At 39.0% G+C, this 15,152-nt stretch carries 18 protein-coding genes and 1 pseudogene; 11 read left to right on the top strand and 8 right to left on the bottom strand.

What is annotated here, in order from left to right; genetic code table 11:
• From J2Z81_RS14765 to J2Z81_RS14790, 6 genes and pseudogenes are all read left to right on the top strand, one after another.
• Nucleotides 1-289, top strand: a 289-nt coding sequence (locus J2Z81_RS14765; RefSeq protein WP_226371680.1) for a hypothetical protein, incomplete at its 5' end; no start/stop codon positions are given.
• A gap of 262 nt (nucleotides 290-551) precedes the next feature.
• A pseudogene (locus tag J2Z81_RS14770) lies at nucleotides 552-1,187 on the top strand (class I SAM-dependent DNA methyltransferase); the annotation flags it as partial.
• Nucleotides 1,188-1,199: 12 nt separating this feature from the next.
• Nucleotides 1,200-1,661, top strand: a complete 462-nt coding sequence (locus J2Z81_RS14775; RefSeq protein ID WP_029266504.1) for an S-ribosylhomocysteine lyase — start codon at nucleotides 1,200-1,202, stop codon at nucleotides 1,659-1,661.
• Nucleotides 1,662-1,678: 17 nt separating this feature from the next.
• A complete protein-coding gene (locus J2Z81_RS14780; protein WP_226371686.1) occupies nucleotides 1,679-2,608 on the top strand; it encodes a PLP-dependent cysteine synthase family protein in 930 nt (309 codons plus the stop codon).
• 14 nt (nucleotides 2,609-2,622) lie between these two features.
• Nucleotides 2,623-3,756: a bifunctional cystathionine gamma-lyase/homocysteine desulfhydrase gene (locus J2Z81_RS14785; RefSeq protein WP_029266498.1), complete on the top strand. Its 1,134-nt coding sequence runs from the start codon at nucleotides 2,623-2,625 to the stop codon at nucleotides 3,754-3,756.
• Between the two features lie 166 nt (nucleotides 3,757-3,922).
• Nucleotides 3,923-5,065 (top strand): iron-containing alcohol dehydrogenase, encoded by a 1,143-nt coding sequence (locus tag J2Z81_RS14790; protein ID WP_029266496.1) that lies wholly within the window; start codon nucleotides 3,923-3,925, stop codon nucleotides 5,063-5,065.
• Nucleotides 5,066-5,203: 138 nt separating this feature from the next.
• On the opposite strand, the gene J2Z81_RS14795 is transcribed toward J2Z81_RS14790, so the two are convergent.
• The 6 genes from J2Z81_RS14795 to J2Z81_RS14820 form a co-directional block, all read right to left on the bottom strand.
• Nucleotides 5,204-5,971, bottom strand: coding sequence for an HAAS domain-containing protein (locus J2Z81_RS14795; RefSeq protein ID WP_156947664.1), 768 nt, complete (start codon nucleotides 5,969-5,971; stop codon nucleotides 5,204-5,206).
• A complete protein-coding gene (locus J2Z81_RS14800; RefSeq protein WP_029266492.1) occupies nucleotides 5,964-6,323 on the bottom strand; it encodes a PadR family transcriptional regulator in 360 nt (119 codons plus the stop codon). The genes J2Z81_RS14795 and J2Z81_RS14800 overlap by 8 nt, the downstream gene beginning before the upstream one ends.
• A 385-nt stretch (nucleotides 6,324-6,708) precedes the next feature.
• Nucleotides 6,709-7,149, bottom strand: a complete 441-nt coding sequence (locus tag J2Z81_RS14805; protein WP_226374292.1) for a MaoC/PaaZ C-terminal domain-containing protein — start codon at nucleotides 7,147-7,149, stop codon at nucleotides 6,709-6,711.
• Nucleotides 7,150-7,189: 40 nt separating this feature from the next.
• Complete coding sequence (locus J2Z81_RS14810) at nucleotides 7,190-8,734, bottom strand: class I adenylate-forming enzyme family protein (protein WP_226371681.1); 1,545 nt, start codon at nucleotides 8,732-8,734, stop codon at nucleotides 7,190-7,192.
• A 19-nt stretch (nucleotides 8,735-8,753) separates the two neighbouring features.
• Nucleotides 8,754-10,220, bottom strand: a complete 1,467-nt coding sequence (locus tag J2Z81_RS14815; protein WP_226371682.1) for a sodium:solute symporter family transporter — start codon at nucleotides 10,218-10,220, stop codon at nucleotides 8,754-8,756.
• Nucleotides 10,217-10,633, bottom strand: a complete 417-nt coding sequence (locus J2Z81_RS14820) for a hypothetical protein (RefSeq protein ID WP_226371683.1) — start codon at nucleotides 10,631-10,633, stop codon at nucleotides 10,217-10,219. Before J2Z81_RS14820 ends, J2Z81_RS14815 begins: the two co-directional genes overlap by 4 nt.
• Before the next feature lie 343 nt (nucleotides 10,634-10,976).
• Between J2Z81_RS14820 and J2Z81_RS14825 the strand changes: the two genes are divergently transcribed.
• Nucleotides 10,977-11,654 carry a phosphatase PAP2 family protein gene (locus J2Z81_RS14825; protein WP_051681361.1) on the top strand — a complete coding sequence of 226 codons (678 nt, stop codon included), beginning with the start codon at nucleotides 10,977-10,979 and terminating at the stop codon, nucleotides 11,652-11,654.
• 98 nt (nucleotides 11,655-11,752) lie between these two features.
• Here J2Z81_RS14825 and J2Z81_RS14830 read toward each other — a convergent pair whose 3' ends face one another.
• Nucleotides 11,753-12,127 (bottom strand): winged helix-turn-helix transcriptional regulator, encoded by a 375-nt coding sequence (locus J2Z81_RS14830; RefSeq protein WP_029266483.1) that lies wholly within the window; start codon nucleotides 12,125-12,127, stop codon nucleotides 11,753-11,755.
• 149 nt (nucleotides 12,128-12,276) lie between these two features.
• Between J2Z81_RS14830 and J2Z81_RS14835 the strand changes: the two genes are divergently transcribed.
• The 4 genes from J2Z81_RS14835 (at nucleotide 12,277) to J2Z81_RS14850 (ending at nucleotide 14,952) form a co-directional block, all read left to right on the top strand.
• A complete protein-coding gene (locus J2Z81_RS14835) occupies nucleotides 12,277-12,876 on the top strand; it encodes an NAD(P)H oxidoreductase (protein ID WP_029266482.1) in 600 nt (199 codons plus the stop codon).
• Between the two features lie 71 nt (nucleotides 12,877-12,947).
• The gene (locus J2Z81_RS14840) at nucleotides 12,948-13,235 is read left to right on the top strand and encodes an ArsR/SmtB family transcription factor (RefSeq protein WP_226371684.1); all 288 of its coding nucleotides are present in this window, start codon (nucleotides 12,948-12,950) and stop codon (nucleotides 13,233-13,235) included.
• A gap of 106 nt (nucleotides 13,236-13,341) precedes the next feature.
• The gene (locus J2Z81_RS14845; protein WP_029266478.1) at nucleotides 13,342-13,989 is read left to right on the top strand and encodes an SDR family oxidoreductase; all 648 of its coding nucleotides are present in this window, start codon (nucleotides 13,342-13,344) and stop codon (nucleotides 13,987-13,989) included.
• Between the two features lie 21 nt (nucleotides 13,990-14,010).
• Complete coding sequence (locus J2Z81_RS14850) at nucleotides 14,011-14,952, top strand: LLM class oxidoreductase (protein ID WP_029266476.1); 942 nt, start codon at nucleotides 14,011-14,013, stop codon at nucleotides 14,950-14,952.
• Here J2Z81_RS14850 and J2Z81_RS14855 read toward each other — a convergent pair.
• Nucleotides 14,945-15,152: hypothetical protein (locus J2Z81_RS14855; RefSeq protein WP_226371685.1), on the bottom strand; the 208-nt coding region annotated here is incomplete at its 5' end. The genes J2Z81_RS14850 and J2Z81_RS14855 overlap by 8 nt on opposite strands.

Raw genomic sequence — 15,152 nt, forward strand, 5'->3', positions numbered from 1 at the left:
CTTTGTATTCGTCGTTGAAAACATTGTATCACAAGGAGTTAATATGACCCTTTTTGTTTATCCTTTTCTTTTACACAATTATATGGACTTAATCTGCGTATCAACCGGAGCGCTGGAAGAATCAGCCGGAGAGAGTGCGTATCAACCAGAGCGTGGAAGAATCAACCGGTGGGAGTGCGTATCAACCAGAGGGCTGGAAGAATCGACCGGAGAGAGTGCGTATCAACCAGAGCGTGGAAGAATCAACCGGAGAGGAAGCGTAAAAAGGATGCGATCATATAAAAAATGATGTGATTGGAATAGCATATTTAGAAAACAGCCTTACTCAAAAGAGGAGGCTGTTTTTTCGTTGGTTTAGCATGTATTTTATTCGACAAAATTCGGGAAGTGACAGGCACCCCTCCGCTGACAGGCACCCCCGCTGGCACCCCCCCTCGCTGGTTCTTCGTTTTTCCCCCTTTTCTTTTGATGCACCTTGTGCTACTATATGCATATATTCTTATTAAACCGATTAAATTAATAGGGATTATATGAAATGGGGTTGAAAAAGAATGGGACGTGAGTTTATTGATTTATTTGAGGGTTGGGCTGGCACGTATGATGAAACAGTAGCTGGGATGGATCCGCAATATGCAGCTGTTTTTTCCGGGTATGAGGATATTTTGCAGAAAGTAGTGGATCGGACGTTTGGCAATGTGCTGGAATATGGCGTTGGTACAGGTAATCTGACAAAAAAACTATTGCAGGCGAATCATAAGGTGATTGGCATCGAACCGTCGGGATCGATGCTGCAAGCAGCGCGCACCAAATTACCAAACGCTCACTTGGAGGAAGGGGACTTTTTATCTTTCCCTAAAAGTGATATGCCGATTGACAGTATTGTCAGCACTTATGCATTTCATCATTTAACGGATGAAGAGAAAGAAAAAGCGATTAAGCAATTTTCAGTTATCCTTCCTGAAAAGGGGAAAGTCATTTTTGCGGATACTGTATTTGAAACTGAAAAAGCAAAGGAGTCAGCGATTGCCAAAGCAAAACAAAGCAATTTCCCAGATTTGGCCGCAGATTTACAACGCGAATATTATACGACTGTTCCGGTTCTCGACGATATTTTCACCGCACATGATTTTGAAGTAAGTTGGAAGCAAATGAATGAATTTGTCTGGTTGATTGTAGCGATAAAAAAAGGAGAGGGTAGAATGACGGAGAAAATGAATGTTGAAAGTTTCCAGCTGGATCATACAAAAGTAAAAGCACCATATGTAAGGCTTGCAAGTGTTACACAAGGTGACGTAGGAGATATGGTTTACAAATATGACATCCGTTTTAAACAGCCAAACCGTGAACATATGGAAATGCCCGCACTGCATTCCATTGAACATCTGATGGCAGAGAAAATCCGCAACCATATGGATGAAGTGTTAGATATCGGACCGATGGGATGCCAAACCGGTTTTTATTTAACCTTACTGAATCATGATGATTACGGGGAAGTGCTTCACGTGCTGGAAAAAACATTGCAGGATGTGCTAAAAGCAGAGGAGGTGCCTGCATGTAATGAAGTACAGTGTGGCTGGGCGGCAAGTCACAGTTTAGAAGGTGCGAAAAACATTGCACGCGATATGCTGAATGAAAAAGCAGAATGGCATGAAGTTTTTTAAAAGTAGAGGCGATGATGATGACGATTTATCGATCCATCAATGATTTAATTGGTCACACTCCCTTACTGGAAATAACCCAATTTTCCCTGCCGAAAGGGGTCCGGTTATTTGCGAAGCTGGAGTTTTATAATCCGGGCGGAAGTATAAAAGATCGGCTGGGTCGTGTGTTTATAGAAGATGCACTTGCAAAAGGTCATCTGCAAGAAGGGGGAACGATGATTGAACCGACAGCAGGAAATACAGGAATTGGTTTAGCTGTGGCAGCTTTAAAGAAAAAAATATCTGTTATTTTCTGTGTCCCAGAACATTTTAGCCGGGAAAAACAAGTGATTATGCAAGCACTGGGTGCAAAGATTGTTCATACGCCAAGGGAAGAAGGGATGCAGGGGGCGATTGATCAAACAAATGAATTACTAGAAAACATTCCAAATAGTTTTTCACCAAAACAATTCGCTACCTTCACAAATCCGCTAGCATATTACCGGACACTGGCACCGGAAATATGGAGCGACCTTACGGGGGAAGTAGATATATTTGTAGCTGGTGCAGGTTCAGGCGGAACATTTATGGGTGTCTCCCGCTATTTAAAGGAAAAAAATCCCAAGATTAAGACGGTGATTGTCGAACCTGAAGGATCCATTATTGGCGGAGGAGAAGCGGGACCACATGAAACGGAAGGGATCGGCATGGAATTTTTGCCTCCCTTTGTGGATCGATCCTATATGGACGCGATTCATACGGTTTCTGACAAGGATGCATTTTCGATGGTTGCCGCACTCGCACGTAAAGAGGGACTGCTTGTAGGGAGCTCCTCCGGCTCCGCCATGTTTGCCGCATTAAAAGAGGCCGAACAGGCAGAAGAAGGAACAACAATTGTAACTGTTTTTCCAGATAGCAGTGACCGGTATTTAAGTAAAGCTATTTTTCGAAAGATGGATAATAGATAAAGGAGAGGAAGAAGATGAAAGCGAAGACAAAAATGATTCATGGCGGGATAACTTCCGATGAACATACAGGGGCCGTTTCTGTTCCGATCTATCAAACGAGTACGTATCAACAAAAGCAAGCTGGAAATCCTGGTGACTATGAATATTCCAGGACTGGAAACCCAACAAGGCATGCTCTTGAATCCGTGATTGCAGATTTGGAAAATGGCACAGCCGGTTTTGCCTTTGGTTCCGGAATGGGAGCGATCACTTCGGTGATGATGCTGTTTGAAGCTGGGGATCATATCGTGATGACAGATGATATATACGGGGGATCTTACCGCTTGATGTCTCATGTATGGGATCAATTCCATTTAAGTACGACTTATGTGGATACCAGCCATTCCGAAGAGGTGGAAGTAGCCATACAGCCGAATACGAAAGCTTTATTTATTGAAACACCAACCAATCCATTATTAAAAATAACTGACATCTGGAAAATGGCCGAGATCGCAAAAAAACATGATCTGTTATTGATTGTCGATAATACATTTGCAACCCCATATTTTCAGCAACCATTATCACTTGGTGCAGATATTGTACTGCATAGTGCAAGCAAGTATATCGGCGGGCATAGTGATGTTGTCGCAGGACTTGTTGCTGTTAAATCTGATGCACTAGCTGAAAGCATTCACTTTATACAAAATTCTGCTGGAGCCATTTTAGGTCCTCAAGACGCTTGGCTGCTCCTGCGCGGAATCAAAACATTAGCGTTGCGCATGGAAGCAATCGAACAGAATACCAAGCAAATTGCAGCCTTTTTACAAGAACAGAAGCAGGTTTCTTCTATTTATTATCCTGGTTTAGCGGCTCACCCAGGACATGAGATCGCAAAACAGCAAGCAACCGGCTTCGGGGGCATGATTTCCTTTGATGTTGGGAGTGAAAAAGCCGCAGACAGTCTACTGGAACGTCTGCAGTATTTTACACTAGCTGAAAGCCTTGGTGCAGTAGAAACCTTGATCTCGATTCCTGCCAAAATGACCCATGCATCCATTCCACCTGAACGAAGAAAAGAACTTGGCATTACCGATGGATTAATCCGACTATCGGTAGGAATAGAAGATAGCGAAGACTTAATGGAGGATTTAGAACAAGCCATGGAATAAAGGTGCTGCCTTCCGGGTGGTTCCTGGGAGGTGCCTAGCTCTCCTTGGATTTTATCGAATAATATTAGGGGGAGAAGCATCTTTTTTGAATAAAAATCATATAAGTTGTATATTAAAAATGTAAAAAAATCATACTACTGACGATTGCATTAGCGATGATTTTTTTATGCCGAATGTAAACTTTTTTGGCCGTGGTTCAATAGATGTTGTTGGCGAACGTTGTCAAATATTAGGTGCTAAAAAGGCGCTGATTGTAACCGATGAATTTTTAAAAAAACTTGAAGGCGGACCAGTAGATAAAGTGATTGCCTCTCTAAAGAAAGAAGGAATCGATTACGCTTTTTATGATAAAGTAGAGCCAAATCCGAAAGATACGAATGTACGAGATGGACTCGAAGTTTACCAATCCGAAAATTGTGATCTTATTTTGACTGTTGGAGGCGGAAGCGCTCATGATTGCGGCAAAGGGATTGGAATTGCAGCTACACATGAAGGGGACCTTTATGAAAATTATGCAGGGATTGAAACGCTGACAAACCCTCTACCGCCGCTTGTTTCTGTTAATACGACTGCGGGAACAGGCAGTGAGGTGACGCGACACTGTGTGATTACAAATACAGAGAAAAAAGTCAAATTTGTTATTGTAAGCTGGAGAAATACGCCACTTGTTTCTATTAATGACCCTGAATTAATGGTGGGTAAACCTGCTGGATTAACAGCTGCTACTGGCATGGACGCACTGACACATGCGATTGAATCATATGTATCTTTAGGTGCAAATCCCGTAACAGACTCCATGGCTATCCAAGCGATTAAGTTAATTTCAACGAACTTACGCCAGGCTGTTGCATATGGTCAAAATTTAGAAGCACGTGAAAACATGGCACATGCATCTTTACTTGCAGGTATGGCATTTAATAATGCCGGGTTAGGTTATGTACATGCCATGGCTCACCAACTTGGTGGATTGTATGATATTGCTCATGGGGTTGCCAATGCTGTATTACTTCCTCACGTTGAAAAATACAATATCATCTCTAATCCACAAAAATTCGCGGATATCGCTAAATTCATGGGAGAACAGACGGAAGGACTGTCTGTCAGAGAGGCTGCTGATAAAGCGATTGATGCTATTAGAAAATTATCTGAAGATGTCAATATCCCGGCTAATTTACGTGAACTAGGCGTGAAGGAAGAAGATTTTGAAAAGATGGCTAAACTTTCACTTGAAGACGGAAACGCAGTAAGCAATCCAATTCAAGGAAAAGAAAAAGACATCATTGATATCTTTCAAGCTGCATATCAATAGAGGACAATCAAGACCTTCCTATTGTGCAGGAACAATCACCAATAAAAAAGCGTTGTATACGATCAAATAAATTGTATACAATGCTTTTTTATTGAGATCCATGTAATTAGGCCCGCCTGAAGCGGACAGACCTCCTCTTTAACTTTCTGAACGCTTCTTCTCCAATTTAAATGAAATCCAAAGATAAATGGCAATGCCGGCAAATGTAATCCATGGGCTGATCATGAGCTGCATTTTATCGCTTAATGATGTCATGCTTAAGAAATAATCAGGCAATGTCAACAACGCGACGACAACGACCATTACCCATGTTTTTGCCCATATCGATACACCAATTAAAAAGATTCCTGTAACGGCTGCGACAATTAGACTGCCTGTATGGCCAAATTGAATCATCGGCGTTTCAACCGAATGGTTTAAAAAGAGTAAACCGACAAATAAAGCAATCGGAAGAACCATGATAGGAATCAATGTGATGATGATTTTTTTTAAAGTTTGCTTCCTTGTGGAAAGGTATTTAAATCCGATTATAATGGAAGCAACAAATATTGCGCCGATGACAATATGTCCTGCGATCTCCAAAACAGAGTAGGACAGGTTTCCTTCCAATAAGTCCGGAAAGATTCGAAACGAAAACGATCCAAAAATGATGAGGCAAATATATTTGATCGAGGTTTTGTAGTCAATCGTCATTTCATCCGAAATCATTTCCATATATTCTTTCGGTGAGTTTCCTATAATCTTTTCAACGGATTTGCCGTTTTGTTCCGCTTCGTATAAATGGACTTCCAGCTCCTCCACAATTTCCTTGATTTCACCTGAATTTTTCCCGCTGGAAAATAAATAAAGTCTTAAATTCTCCAAAAAATCCTTGCTTTTCTCTGAAAGCCCCAGTTGTTCATTCACCATGCTCATCTCCTTTTGTTTCCTCTCCATCCGACTCATAGCGCAATACATTATTGACATTATTTTGCAGCCCATTCCATCGCTTTATAAAAGATTGCAATGCTTCCTCTCCCTTAAGGGTAAGCGAATAATATTTTCTCCTCGGTCCCGCTGTCGATTTCTTTGAGGTTGCTGTCACTAATTCTTCCTTTTTCATCCGTATGAGCAATGGATAAATTGTACCCTCGCTCAAAGACGCAAAACCGTAGCTTTCCAGTTTTTTGGCTATTTCGTATCCATATACTTCTTTATTTTTAATAATCGCCAGCAAACAGCCATCAAGGATGCCTTTTAGCATTTGCGTTGTAGACAAATGTTATCACCTCTTTTAGTATCTTGTAATGCAAGGGTTAAGGTTAAAAATAGATTGCATTACAAGGTATATGATTAGGGTATCATTGTTTATCTTGCAATGCAAGGTAATTTAGAAGTGACCTTCAGTTAGCAGATTTGCTGGAATGGAAAAAAACATGGTCAGCAACTTATCCGGTGGTAGGAAACGGAGAGTGGAGAGAAAGCGCTGTGTTTGCTGCATTTTTCAAAAGTATTGTTTCTCGGTGAGCCAGCCTACTACCGACGATGAATTATTCATCTAAACCATCCCCTTAAATAATGGATGTAATCATTATTACCCCTTATGTACGAAAAAAGGGGTAATAACGAACGAAGAGGATATTTGATTTTGATCCATATCGTTTTCACTCTTTATTTACTAGCATACTTAGATTACCGACAGTAACCGTTTTACCTGTTTGTTTCTTGACATGCAGCTTTGTGACAATTACACCAGTGCTTTTACTCTTGTCTTTTTTATCAATAACCCTCATTTCTAGGGAAATTGTATCATTAATGAAAGTTGGTTCGATGAATCTGATGTTGTCCATTCCATAAAATGCAACAATGATTCCAGGTTCTAATAACATTAGACCAGTTGATATGGATAAAACGAGCATTCCATGTGCAATTCTTTCTTTAAACTGTGTTTCTTTGGCATATTCCATATCCGTATGAAGCGGAAACCAATCACCACTAAGGGAAGCAAAATTTACAAGATCTGACTCTGTTAGTGTTCTTCCTCTAGAATACCATGTTTCTCCGACTTGATAATCTTCATAGCATTTGTTGAAAATTATAATCACCTCACAGTTTATGGAAGAATATTTTGAATGACTTCTGTACTTATCTATATAACTCTCTTAATCTAAATTTTTGCACTTTACCTGAAGCAGTTCGTGGTAGCTCATCCATGAAAACTATTTTTCTAGGTTTTTTATAGCTCGCGAGCTTACCTTTAATAAAATCAAGAATTTCCGCTTCGGTTAGAGCTATATCTGATTTCGGTACAATTATCGCACAAACCGACTCTATATATTTCGGATCGGGAATTCCAACAACTGCAACATCCTGAATTCCATCATATCTGATTAATACATCCTCTACTTCAACCGGATATATATTTTCACCTCCACTACGGATCATGTCTTTTTTTTTGCCAGATATCTTCAAATAACCGTCTTGATCTATATATCCTAAATCACCAGTATGACACCACCCATTAATAAAAGTGGTTTCTGTTTCCTCTGGCTTTTGCCAATATTCTGTGGCAACTGCTGGTCCTTTTACACAAATTTCACCAATTGTATCAAAACCTTGTACCTTGTTTTCATTATCAACAATTTTTATCTTTGTAAAAGGCATTGGTTTGCCGGCTGTATACCCTTTTGACTCTGCATCTTCTGGATCTAGTGATGTAGCAATGGGGGTACCTTCTGTTAGTCCATATACCTGAACTAAACCAATATGTGGGAATAATTCTTTTAATTGATCTATTGCCCAAGAGGTAATGGGATCCCCTCCTGAATAAATCCTTTGGAGATGGTCCAGATGAAAGGAGGAAATTTCCGGTAGATTGAGCATTTCGTATATCATAAATGGGAATAAGAAACAATCTGTAACTTTTTCATGTTCAATAACAGACAAAACTCTTCCAATATCAAAATTTCCACTTTTGGTAATGATTACTGTTCCACCAGATAGAAGTGCTGCTAAAGCAATATCTTCTAGAGCACCAACATGATATAATGGTCCCGTTGTCATTCCAACTGTATTCGAATCAAATCCCCATTTTAGCGCCTGCATGCTAGAAAACCATAATGTGTTTTCGTGCGTCCATAATGCCCCTTTAGGTCTTCCTGTCGTTCCTGATGTATACATCAGCATAACTGGATCTGATTTATCAATATCACTCCGATAAGCAAATGTTGCATCACCTTGTCTTAGAACCTCCCAGTTTTTTGACCAATCGGGTACAGGTTGGTCATTTTTCGGTAGGCATACATATTCTTTTACAGGTATGGAGGTTCGGATAACATCCATTTTTTTAGATAGTGTTGCATCAAAACATAAAACTTTACACCCGGAATCATTAAGAATATATTCCAACTCTTCACTTTCCAGTCTAAAGTTGATTCTGACAGCGATTGCTCCCAGTTTTGCTATTGCAAAATAAAGCGCAAAATACGCTAAGTTATTATATAGAAGGATTCCAACTCTATCTCCTTTTTTTACTCCCATCCTTTTAAGTGAATTGGCATATTTATTGGACCACGCATTGAGCTCTCCATAAGTCCATGACTCTTCTGTCTCTAGCTTTATAGCTAACTGATTTGGATCAATCGTTTGTAAATGTTTTTCAACCCGATTTACGAGATATCCTACATCCATCAATAAAACCCCCTTAAGTCTAACCTTCCATCGCTTTTAACATTTCTTTATCCAAACGGACGTTTCCCTTTTGTGTTAATAAGGAAATAATAATAAAAGTCATAATAGATATGGCTAATGAAAAAGCTCCAACAACTACACCTTCAGGTAATATAACGATTCCATATTTTTGACCTATTTCTAGAAGGAAATTTAAAAATAATCCAATTACAATGCTTGCAATGGCTCCTTGTTTGGTTGCTCTTTTCCAAATCAATCCGAGTACAACAGCAGGAAAAACGGTGGAAGCAAATGTTCCCCAACCAAATACTCCAAGTAATGCTACGAGTGTATCCATATAAAAAGAGAAAAGAGTAGAGATAATCAATAATGCCAGTACAACTATCCTATTCATCATTAATTCATTTTTGACTTTTATATTAAAGGCTCTAGGGATATCCCGGACTATACTCGCCGCCCCTAATGTTACAAATCCTGAGCCAGTGGACATGATTGCTGCAAGTAACCCAGCAAGTACCAATCCACCTATAACAGAAGGTGTAAAATGCGTGACGAATACTACCAACGAATCATCAGGAGTAGCGAGCTCGGGGAATTTTCCCTGAATATAGAGAGATCTTGCCGATAATCCAATACTGACTACCAGTAAAACCGTTATCGCATACGCAATCCCGGCAGTAAATGCTCCCCACTTCAATTGTTTTGGACTCTTTATCATTAAAAATTTATTTATGAAATGCGGCTGTCCGGCAGCACCTAAACTGAATAAAAATATCCAGCATGCTATACTCACCATTGAATAGGTTCCAAATGAAGTAGCTAATAACGGATCTGCACTTTGTAGGTTTTGTGTTATTGTTTGCATTCCACCACCTACATTTATTGCTATGAAAAATATAACAATCGAAACGATAATCATGATAATCCCTTGAAATAAATCTGTATAAACACTGGCGATAATTCCGCCTCCAACTGAATAGAAGGCTAAAATTGTCAAACCTATCAATGCTCCAACTTTCGGAGAAACACCAAATATAGAGTGCATGATGATCCCCATCGCCTGTACTTGTGTTCCTAGATATCCGATAACCCCCAGCGTAATAGCAATGCCTAACCAACCTCGTGCCGCCTTGCTATCGTATCTTTTTTCAACAACATCCCCAAGTGTATATACATCACCTTTATTTCCCATCATCCACATTCGCTTGCCTACAAGGAACCAGGTTAGGCCAAAACCTAATGGAGCAGCTATTAACACACCTGCAGCAAATCCCATTCCAGCATCATAAGTTTGTCCAACTCCACCAAGTAATCCAAACCCACTTTGAATGGATGAGAATGCGGCAATTGCCATGACAAACATTCCTAGATTCCTTCCGGCTATTAGAAAATCACTCGTGGACTTTGTCTGTCTAGTTGCCCAGATTCCTATTAAGATACAGATGAAAAGATAAACTACCACAATCCCGGTAATGATTCCGTTCATTTAATCACCTCATCCAATTCATGGTTTTCGTTCGTGTTATTAGACATATTTCCATGGGTAAAAGTAATGGCATAAAGCAAACAGATAATCACAGCAGAAGGTAATATCGCAATCAGATATAATGCCATCGTAGGTGTCATGCCAAATATGTAGTAATCTTTGTCAGCTATAGAATCAAGGGAGAGAGTATCAAGCAGTCCATATAAAATGAAGTAAATAATAGAAACACTTATTGGAATACAAATTTTTTTAGGTACATGTATGATAGATTTCCACATCCCGATTAATATGGTTATCCCGATAACGATTAAATAAGGATAGAGAATCATTCGCCAGGATTGGAGGATCATACCAATCAGGGATAAACCAACAAGAAATAAAAATAAGTAAATGATTCTATCGGAAACATGCATCTTTTAGTTCCTCCTTTTCAATTGAATGATAAAGTGGTAGTCCAAAGAAAACATAGGTTTCAGGCGAGACTTATTTTACTTAAAAATTTAATTGTCTTGCTATACAGTATGAGTAAACGTTTTCAATTATGCTGAGAATGATGGTTCTGTTGTTTACACACGTTTTATTTGTGTAAATCTAATTGACTCTATGGTCTAAATAGATTAGATTCTTAAATAAAACCTAGCTATAGTCAAAAGACCTCATGATTGCTCAATAACACAAGAATTTAGATGAAAACGATTGAAATGATAAATTCCGGGAAAAAATAAATACAACAAATTGGAAAGAAGGAGGGGCATCATGCGGGTTCATCAAAGGAGGATTTTTTTATTTTCCTGTATGGTTCTATCAGTGCTATTATTTCTCATGATCGCATTCAACGTTAAGGATCCATTGCTTTTAAACTTCGGTGAGTGGGTCCAATCCTATTTGTACGATTTTCTTGGACCATTTGGGGACTTTGTTTTTGTTGTGATTACCTATATCGGCTCAGCATATGTCTCCTACCCGCTTATGCTGATCTTCCTCCTGGTTTTCTTGTTTCAAAGAAGATATTGGACCATGCTTTTGTTACTACTTAATCTTATCGGTGTGCGGCTACTGAACGGACTGCTGAAATCCATTTTTGAAAGACCACGTCCAGAATTAGAGCACCTTGTCCAAGCGGGTTCATACAGCTTTCCGAGCGGACATTCCATGCATTCGATCGCTTTTTTCGGTTTTCTCGCCTACTTATTGCACCGTAAGTTAAAAGAAACCGAAAAATCAGCTCATTGGGTTTGGTGGAGTGCCGCCCTTTTGATAGGGCTTATTGGTCTTAGTCGAGTTTATTTAGGTGTCCACTACCCATTTGATGTCATCGGAGGATTTTTGGCCGGGGGATCGTGGCTGTTTTTCAACATTCTCCTTTATACGTACATTCCGGAAAACGAACGTCTCCACCGGCGAGCCCCTGCTGAGCAAGAACAAAGTCACTGACGAAAAAAATATTAAAAAAATGAAGTGCGTAACCAAACTTGGCTACGCACTTTTTTATTGCCATTCGACCGATATTTAAAAAGGAATGGGAGTGTTTATTAGGACATCTTTTGTTTCGTTAACATTACTTTCTGATACTTTTCTCCCCATTGTTTCATTTCCAATATAATGGGGCGTAACGTTTCTCCAACCGCTGTTAATGAATATTCTACTTTTGGTGGTACAACCGAATATTCTTTTCTCTGCACAATTTGATGTTCTTCTAATTCGCGTAATTGTAAAGTTAACATTCGATGTGTAATTGTCGGGATAAGTCGACGTAGTTCATTAAATCGTTTTGTTCCATCAAGAAGATGATATAAAATAATTCCTTTCCATTTCCCGCTAATAACTTGAATCGTCGTTTCGACTAAACAAGAAGAAATATCATCCCAATGCTGACAATGATTTTCGCCTGTTTTAATATCGATCATAATTCATCGCACTCCTCTTCGAATTCTAGTTTTTATCCTAAGGCACAAAAATGTGCGTACTTGTTAACGAATTATTTCTAACTTATCATAAATGGGAAAGGTGATCACAGCTTTTTGTTTGCCTTTTATAAGAAAGGGAGGATTTAATCATGAATGTATTAACCATTGTTTCCCATCCACGAAAAGATTCTTTAACATCAAAAGTGGCATTGGAATTTATAAAAGGTCTAGAAGATGCTGGACATAAAGTGGAGTTATTTGACTTATATCAAGAGGAATTTGATCCACTTGTCCGTGAAAAAGATGAGCCAGATTGGAAATCCGAGAAGAACATATATTCTTCCGTTGTTCATAAAGAAATGGAACGAATGAATCGAAACGATGCACTTGCCTTTGTGTTTCCAGTTTGGTGGTACAATATTCCGGCTATGTTAAAGGGGTATATTGATAGAGTGTGGAACTATAATTATGCATATGGAAATAGCAAACTTCCACATGAAAAAGCTCTTTGGATTGGTTTAGCTGGAGGATCGAAAGCACATTTTGCAAAACGAAAATATGACAAAATGATCGAACATTATTTAAATATTGGACTTGCTGATTATACAGGTATTCCACATTCGAAAGTCGAAATATTGTATGATACATTGTCTGAAAAAGCATTGGATCCAGTACAATTTGGAGATTTTCAAAAAGAGTTATTAACGAAAGGGTATCAGTTAGGGACTGAATTTAGTCGTTGGGAATAATCAAAAACCATTGCATATCGATATTTCTAGATATATACTAATAGAAAAAAGATATGTGGTGAATAGAAAGAATGGACCTTATCCGTATTTATAAAGCCTTAGCTAATCCGATCCGGGTGCAAATTTTACACTGGTTGAAAGAACCGCATCATCATTTTTCTGAAGTGTACCCAGAAGGTGTTTGTATTAGTGATATCAAAAAGAAAGTTCAACTGTCTCAATCGACGGTATCCCAATACTTATCGATATTACAAGATGTCGGATTGATTCAGTCGACACGCCAAGGGCAATGGACATATTACAAACGAAATGAAACACAAATTGATAAAATAAAACAATCTATCGTAGATCAGCTTTAGGTAAAGTAAGCCTTCTTATGATTTAAATATCGAGAATTCCCGATATGAAGATGAGGAGAAGACCTACTTATTCTATTTCCTATACTATTCTTAAAGGAGCGATTTCATGAAAGTACTTGTTGTTGGTGCGAATGGTCAAATCGGACGTCATATGGTTCAACGTTTAGCAAAGGATGAACATCATCAGGTCAAAGCGATGATTCGTAAACAAGAACAGGCCGATTTTTTTACCCATTTAGGTGCAGAAACAGTGATTGCTGATTTAGAAACGGAAGATGATATTTTCCGAGCAACTGAGGGTGTTGATACGGTAGTTTTTACAGCTGGTTCTGGTGGACATACGGGGGCAGATAAAACAATCCTTGTTGATTTAGAGGGTGCTTTTAAGACAATTGAAGCTGCGGAAAAACACAATATAAAACGTTTTATCATGGTAAGCGCCCTTCATTCCGATACCCCCAAAAATTGGAAAGAAGGAATGGAACCATATTACACAGTAAAAAAACGAGCGGATGAGCGATTGCGAAATAGTTCATTATATTACACGATTTTACGTCCAGGTTGGTTAACAAATGAAAAACCATCGGGAAAAATCGAGGCAAGTCTTCACTTAGGGAAAGATGGCAGCATATCAAGAGAAAATGTTGCTGACATTGTTGTTCAATCCCTAGGTATGGAAGAAACATTTAAACAAACCATCGAACTTATTGATGGAGATACTGCTATTCAAGAAGCTTTATCAACTATAAAGTAAGCAAAAATGGAGTGAAATACGATGGAAACATTCCAACAAAAAAGTGGATATAAACGGATTTTTAAGGAAAATAAACTGACGCTTGGATTATTTATTCCAATTGAGTCATACACTGGAAGCATTCCCACCATGGAAAATCATATCCAAATGGCACAAAAAGCAGAACAATTAGGGTTCGGTGCCTTATGGGTGCGAGATATACCGCTTCATGATCCATATTTTGGTGATGTGGGGCAAATCTTTGATCCATGGGTTTATCTAGGATATTTAAGTGCTTATACGAAAGAAATTACATTAGGAACGGGGAGTATCATTTTTCCACTCAGACATCCGATTCATTTAGCAAAAGAAGCGGCATCTGTTGATCAATTATCCAAAGGTAGACTTATCTTAGGAATTGCTTCTGGTGATAGAAGAGTGGAATTCCCAGCTTTTAATATCAATATTCCATCCCGTGGCGAAGCATTCCGAGAAACATTTGCTTATTTTAAGCAGTTGTTGGGTGAGGATTTTCCAACGATAGATAGTAAGGTTGGAACGATTCAAGGAAATGCTGGTATTTTACCCAAAACATATCATAGCGACATTCCGATCATTATAACAGGATCTAGTCGGCAATCATTTGATTGGATTGCAGAACATGGAGATGGCTGGATGTATTATCCAAGAAGTATATATCAGCAATCACAGTCTATTCAGTCATGGCGTAATGCAACTTCAACATTCAAGCCGTTCGTCCAATCATTATATATTGACTTGACGGAAGACCCTGAAGAAGAACCAAGTCCCATTCATCTCGGATTTCGCCTTGGGAGAAAACACCTGATTCATTTTTTGAAATCACTAGAAGCAATCGGAGTCAACCATGTCATGCTCAATCTGAAGTACGGAATGCGTGATGCTCAAGAGGTGATGGAGGAATTAGCTCTAGAAGTATTACCTCAATTTCCATCGTTTAACTAGACAGAACAAATAGGTGGCAATTTACCAAAGGAATTGATATATCATATCGTAATCTAAATAAGGCATACACGAAATCCCCATCTGAAAACAGGTGGGGATTATTTGTAGTGCGCCCAGCATGGGCTATAACTTGGTGGTGAAAGTCCACTACAGGCTTGGCAGTAGGAACTGTTAGCTGAAAGCAAGGGTGTCCATTGCGA

It is taken from the genome of Virgibacillus alimentarius (assembly GCF_017874635.1).
GTDB classification, from domain to species: Bacteria; Bacillota; Bacilli; order Bacillales; family Amphibacillaceae; genus Virgibacillus_B; species Virgibacillus_B alimentarius.

Coding starts and splice junctions, on each gene's coding strand:
- J2Z81_RS14775 (WP_029266504.1), top strand. CDS start 1,200: ATGACGGAGAAAATGAATGTTGAAAGTTTCCAGCTGGATCATACAAAA.
- J2Z81_RS14780 (WP_226371686.1), top strand. CDS start 1,679: ATGACGATTTATCGATCCATCAATGATTTAATTGGTCACACTCCCTTA.
- J2Z81_RS14785 (WP_029266498.1), top strand. CDS start 2,623: ATGAAAGCGAAGACAAAAATGATTCATGGCGGGATAACTTCCGATGAA.
- J2Z81_RS14790 (WP_029266496.1), top strand. CDS start 3,923: ATGCCGAATGTAAACTTTTTTGGCCGTGGTTCAATAGATGTTGTTGGC.
- J2Z81_RS14810 (WP_226371681.1), bottom strand. CDS start 8,734: ATGGATGTAGGATATCTCGTAAATCGGGTTGAAAAACATTTACAAACG.
- J2Z81_RS14815 (WP_226371682.1), bottom strand. CDS start 10,220: ATGAACGGAATCATTACCGGGATTGTGGTAGTTTATCTTTTCATCTGT.
- J2Z81_RS14820 (WP_226371683.1), bottom strand. CDS start 10,633: ATGCATGTTTCCGATAGAATCATTTACTTATTTTTATTTCTTGTTGGT.
- J2Z81_RS14825 (WP_051681361.1), top strand. CDS start 10,977: ATGCGGGTTCATCAAAGGAGGATTTTTTTATTTTCCTGTATGGTTCTA.
- J2Z81_RS14830 (WP_029266483.1), bottom strand. CDS start 12,127: ATGATCGATATTAAAACAGGCGAAAATCATTGTCAGCATTGGGATGAT.
- J2Z81_RS14835 (WP_029266482.1), top strand. CDS start 12,277: ATGAATGTATTAACCATTGTTTCCCATCCACGAAAAGATTCTTTAACA.
- J2Z81_RS14840 (WP_226371684.1), top strand. CDS start 12,948: ATGGACCTTATCCGTATTTATAAAGCCTTAGCTAATCCGATCCGGGTG.
- J2Z81_RS14845 (WP_029266478.1), top strand. CDS start 13,342: ATGAAAGTACTTGTTGTTGGTGCGAATGGTCAAATCGGACGTCATATG.
- J2Z81_RS14850 (WP_029266476.1), top strand. CDS start 14,011: ATGGAAACATTCCAACAAAAAAGTGGATATAAACGGATTTTTAAGGAA.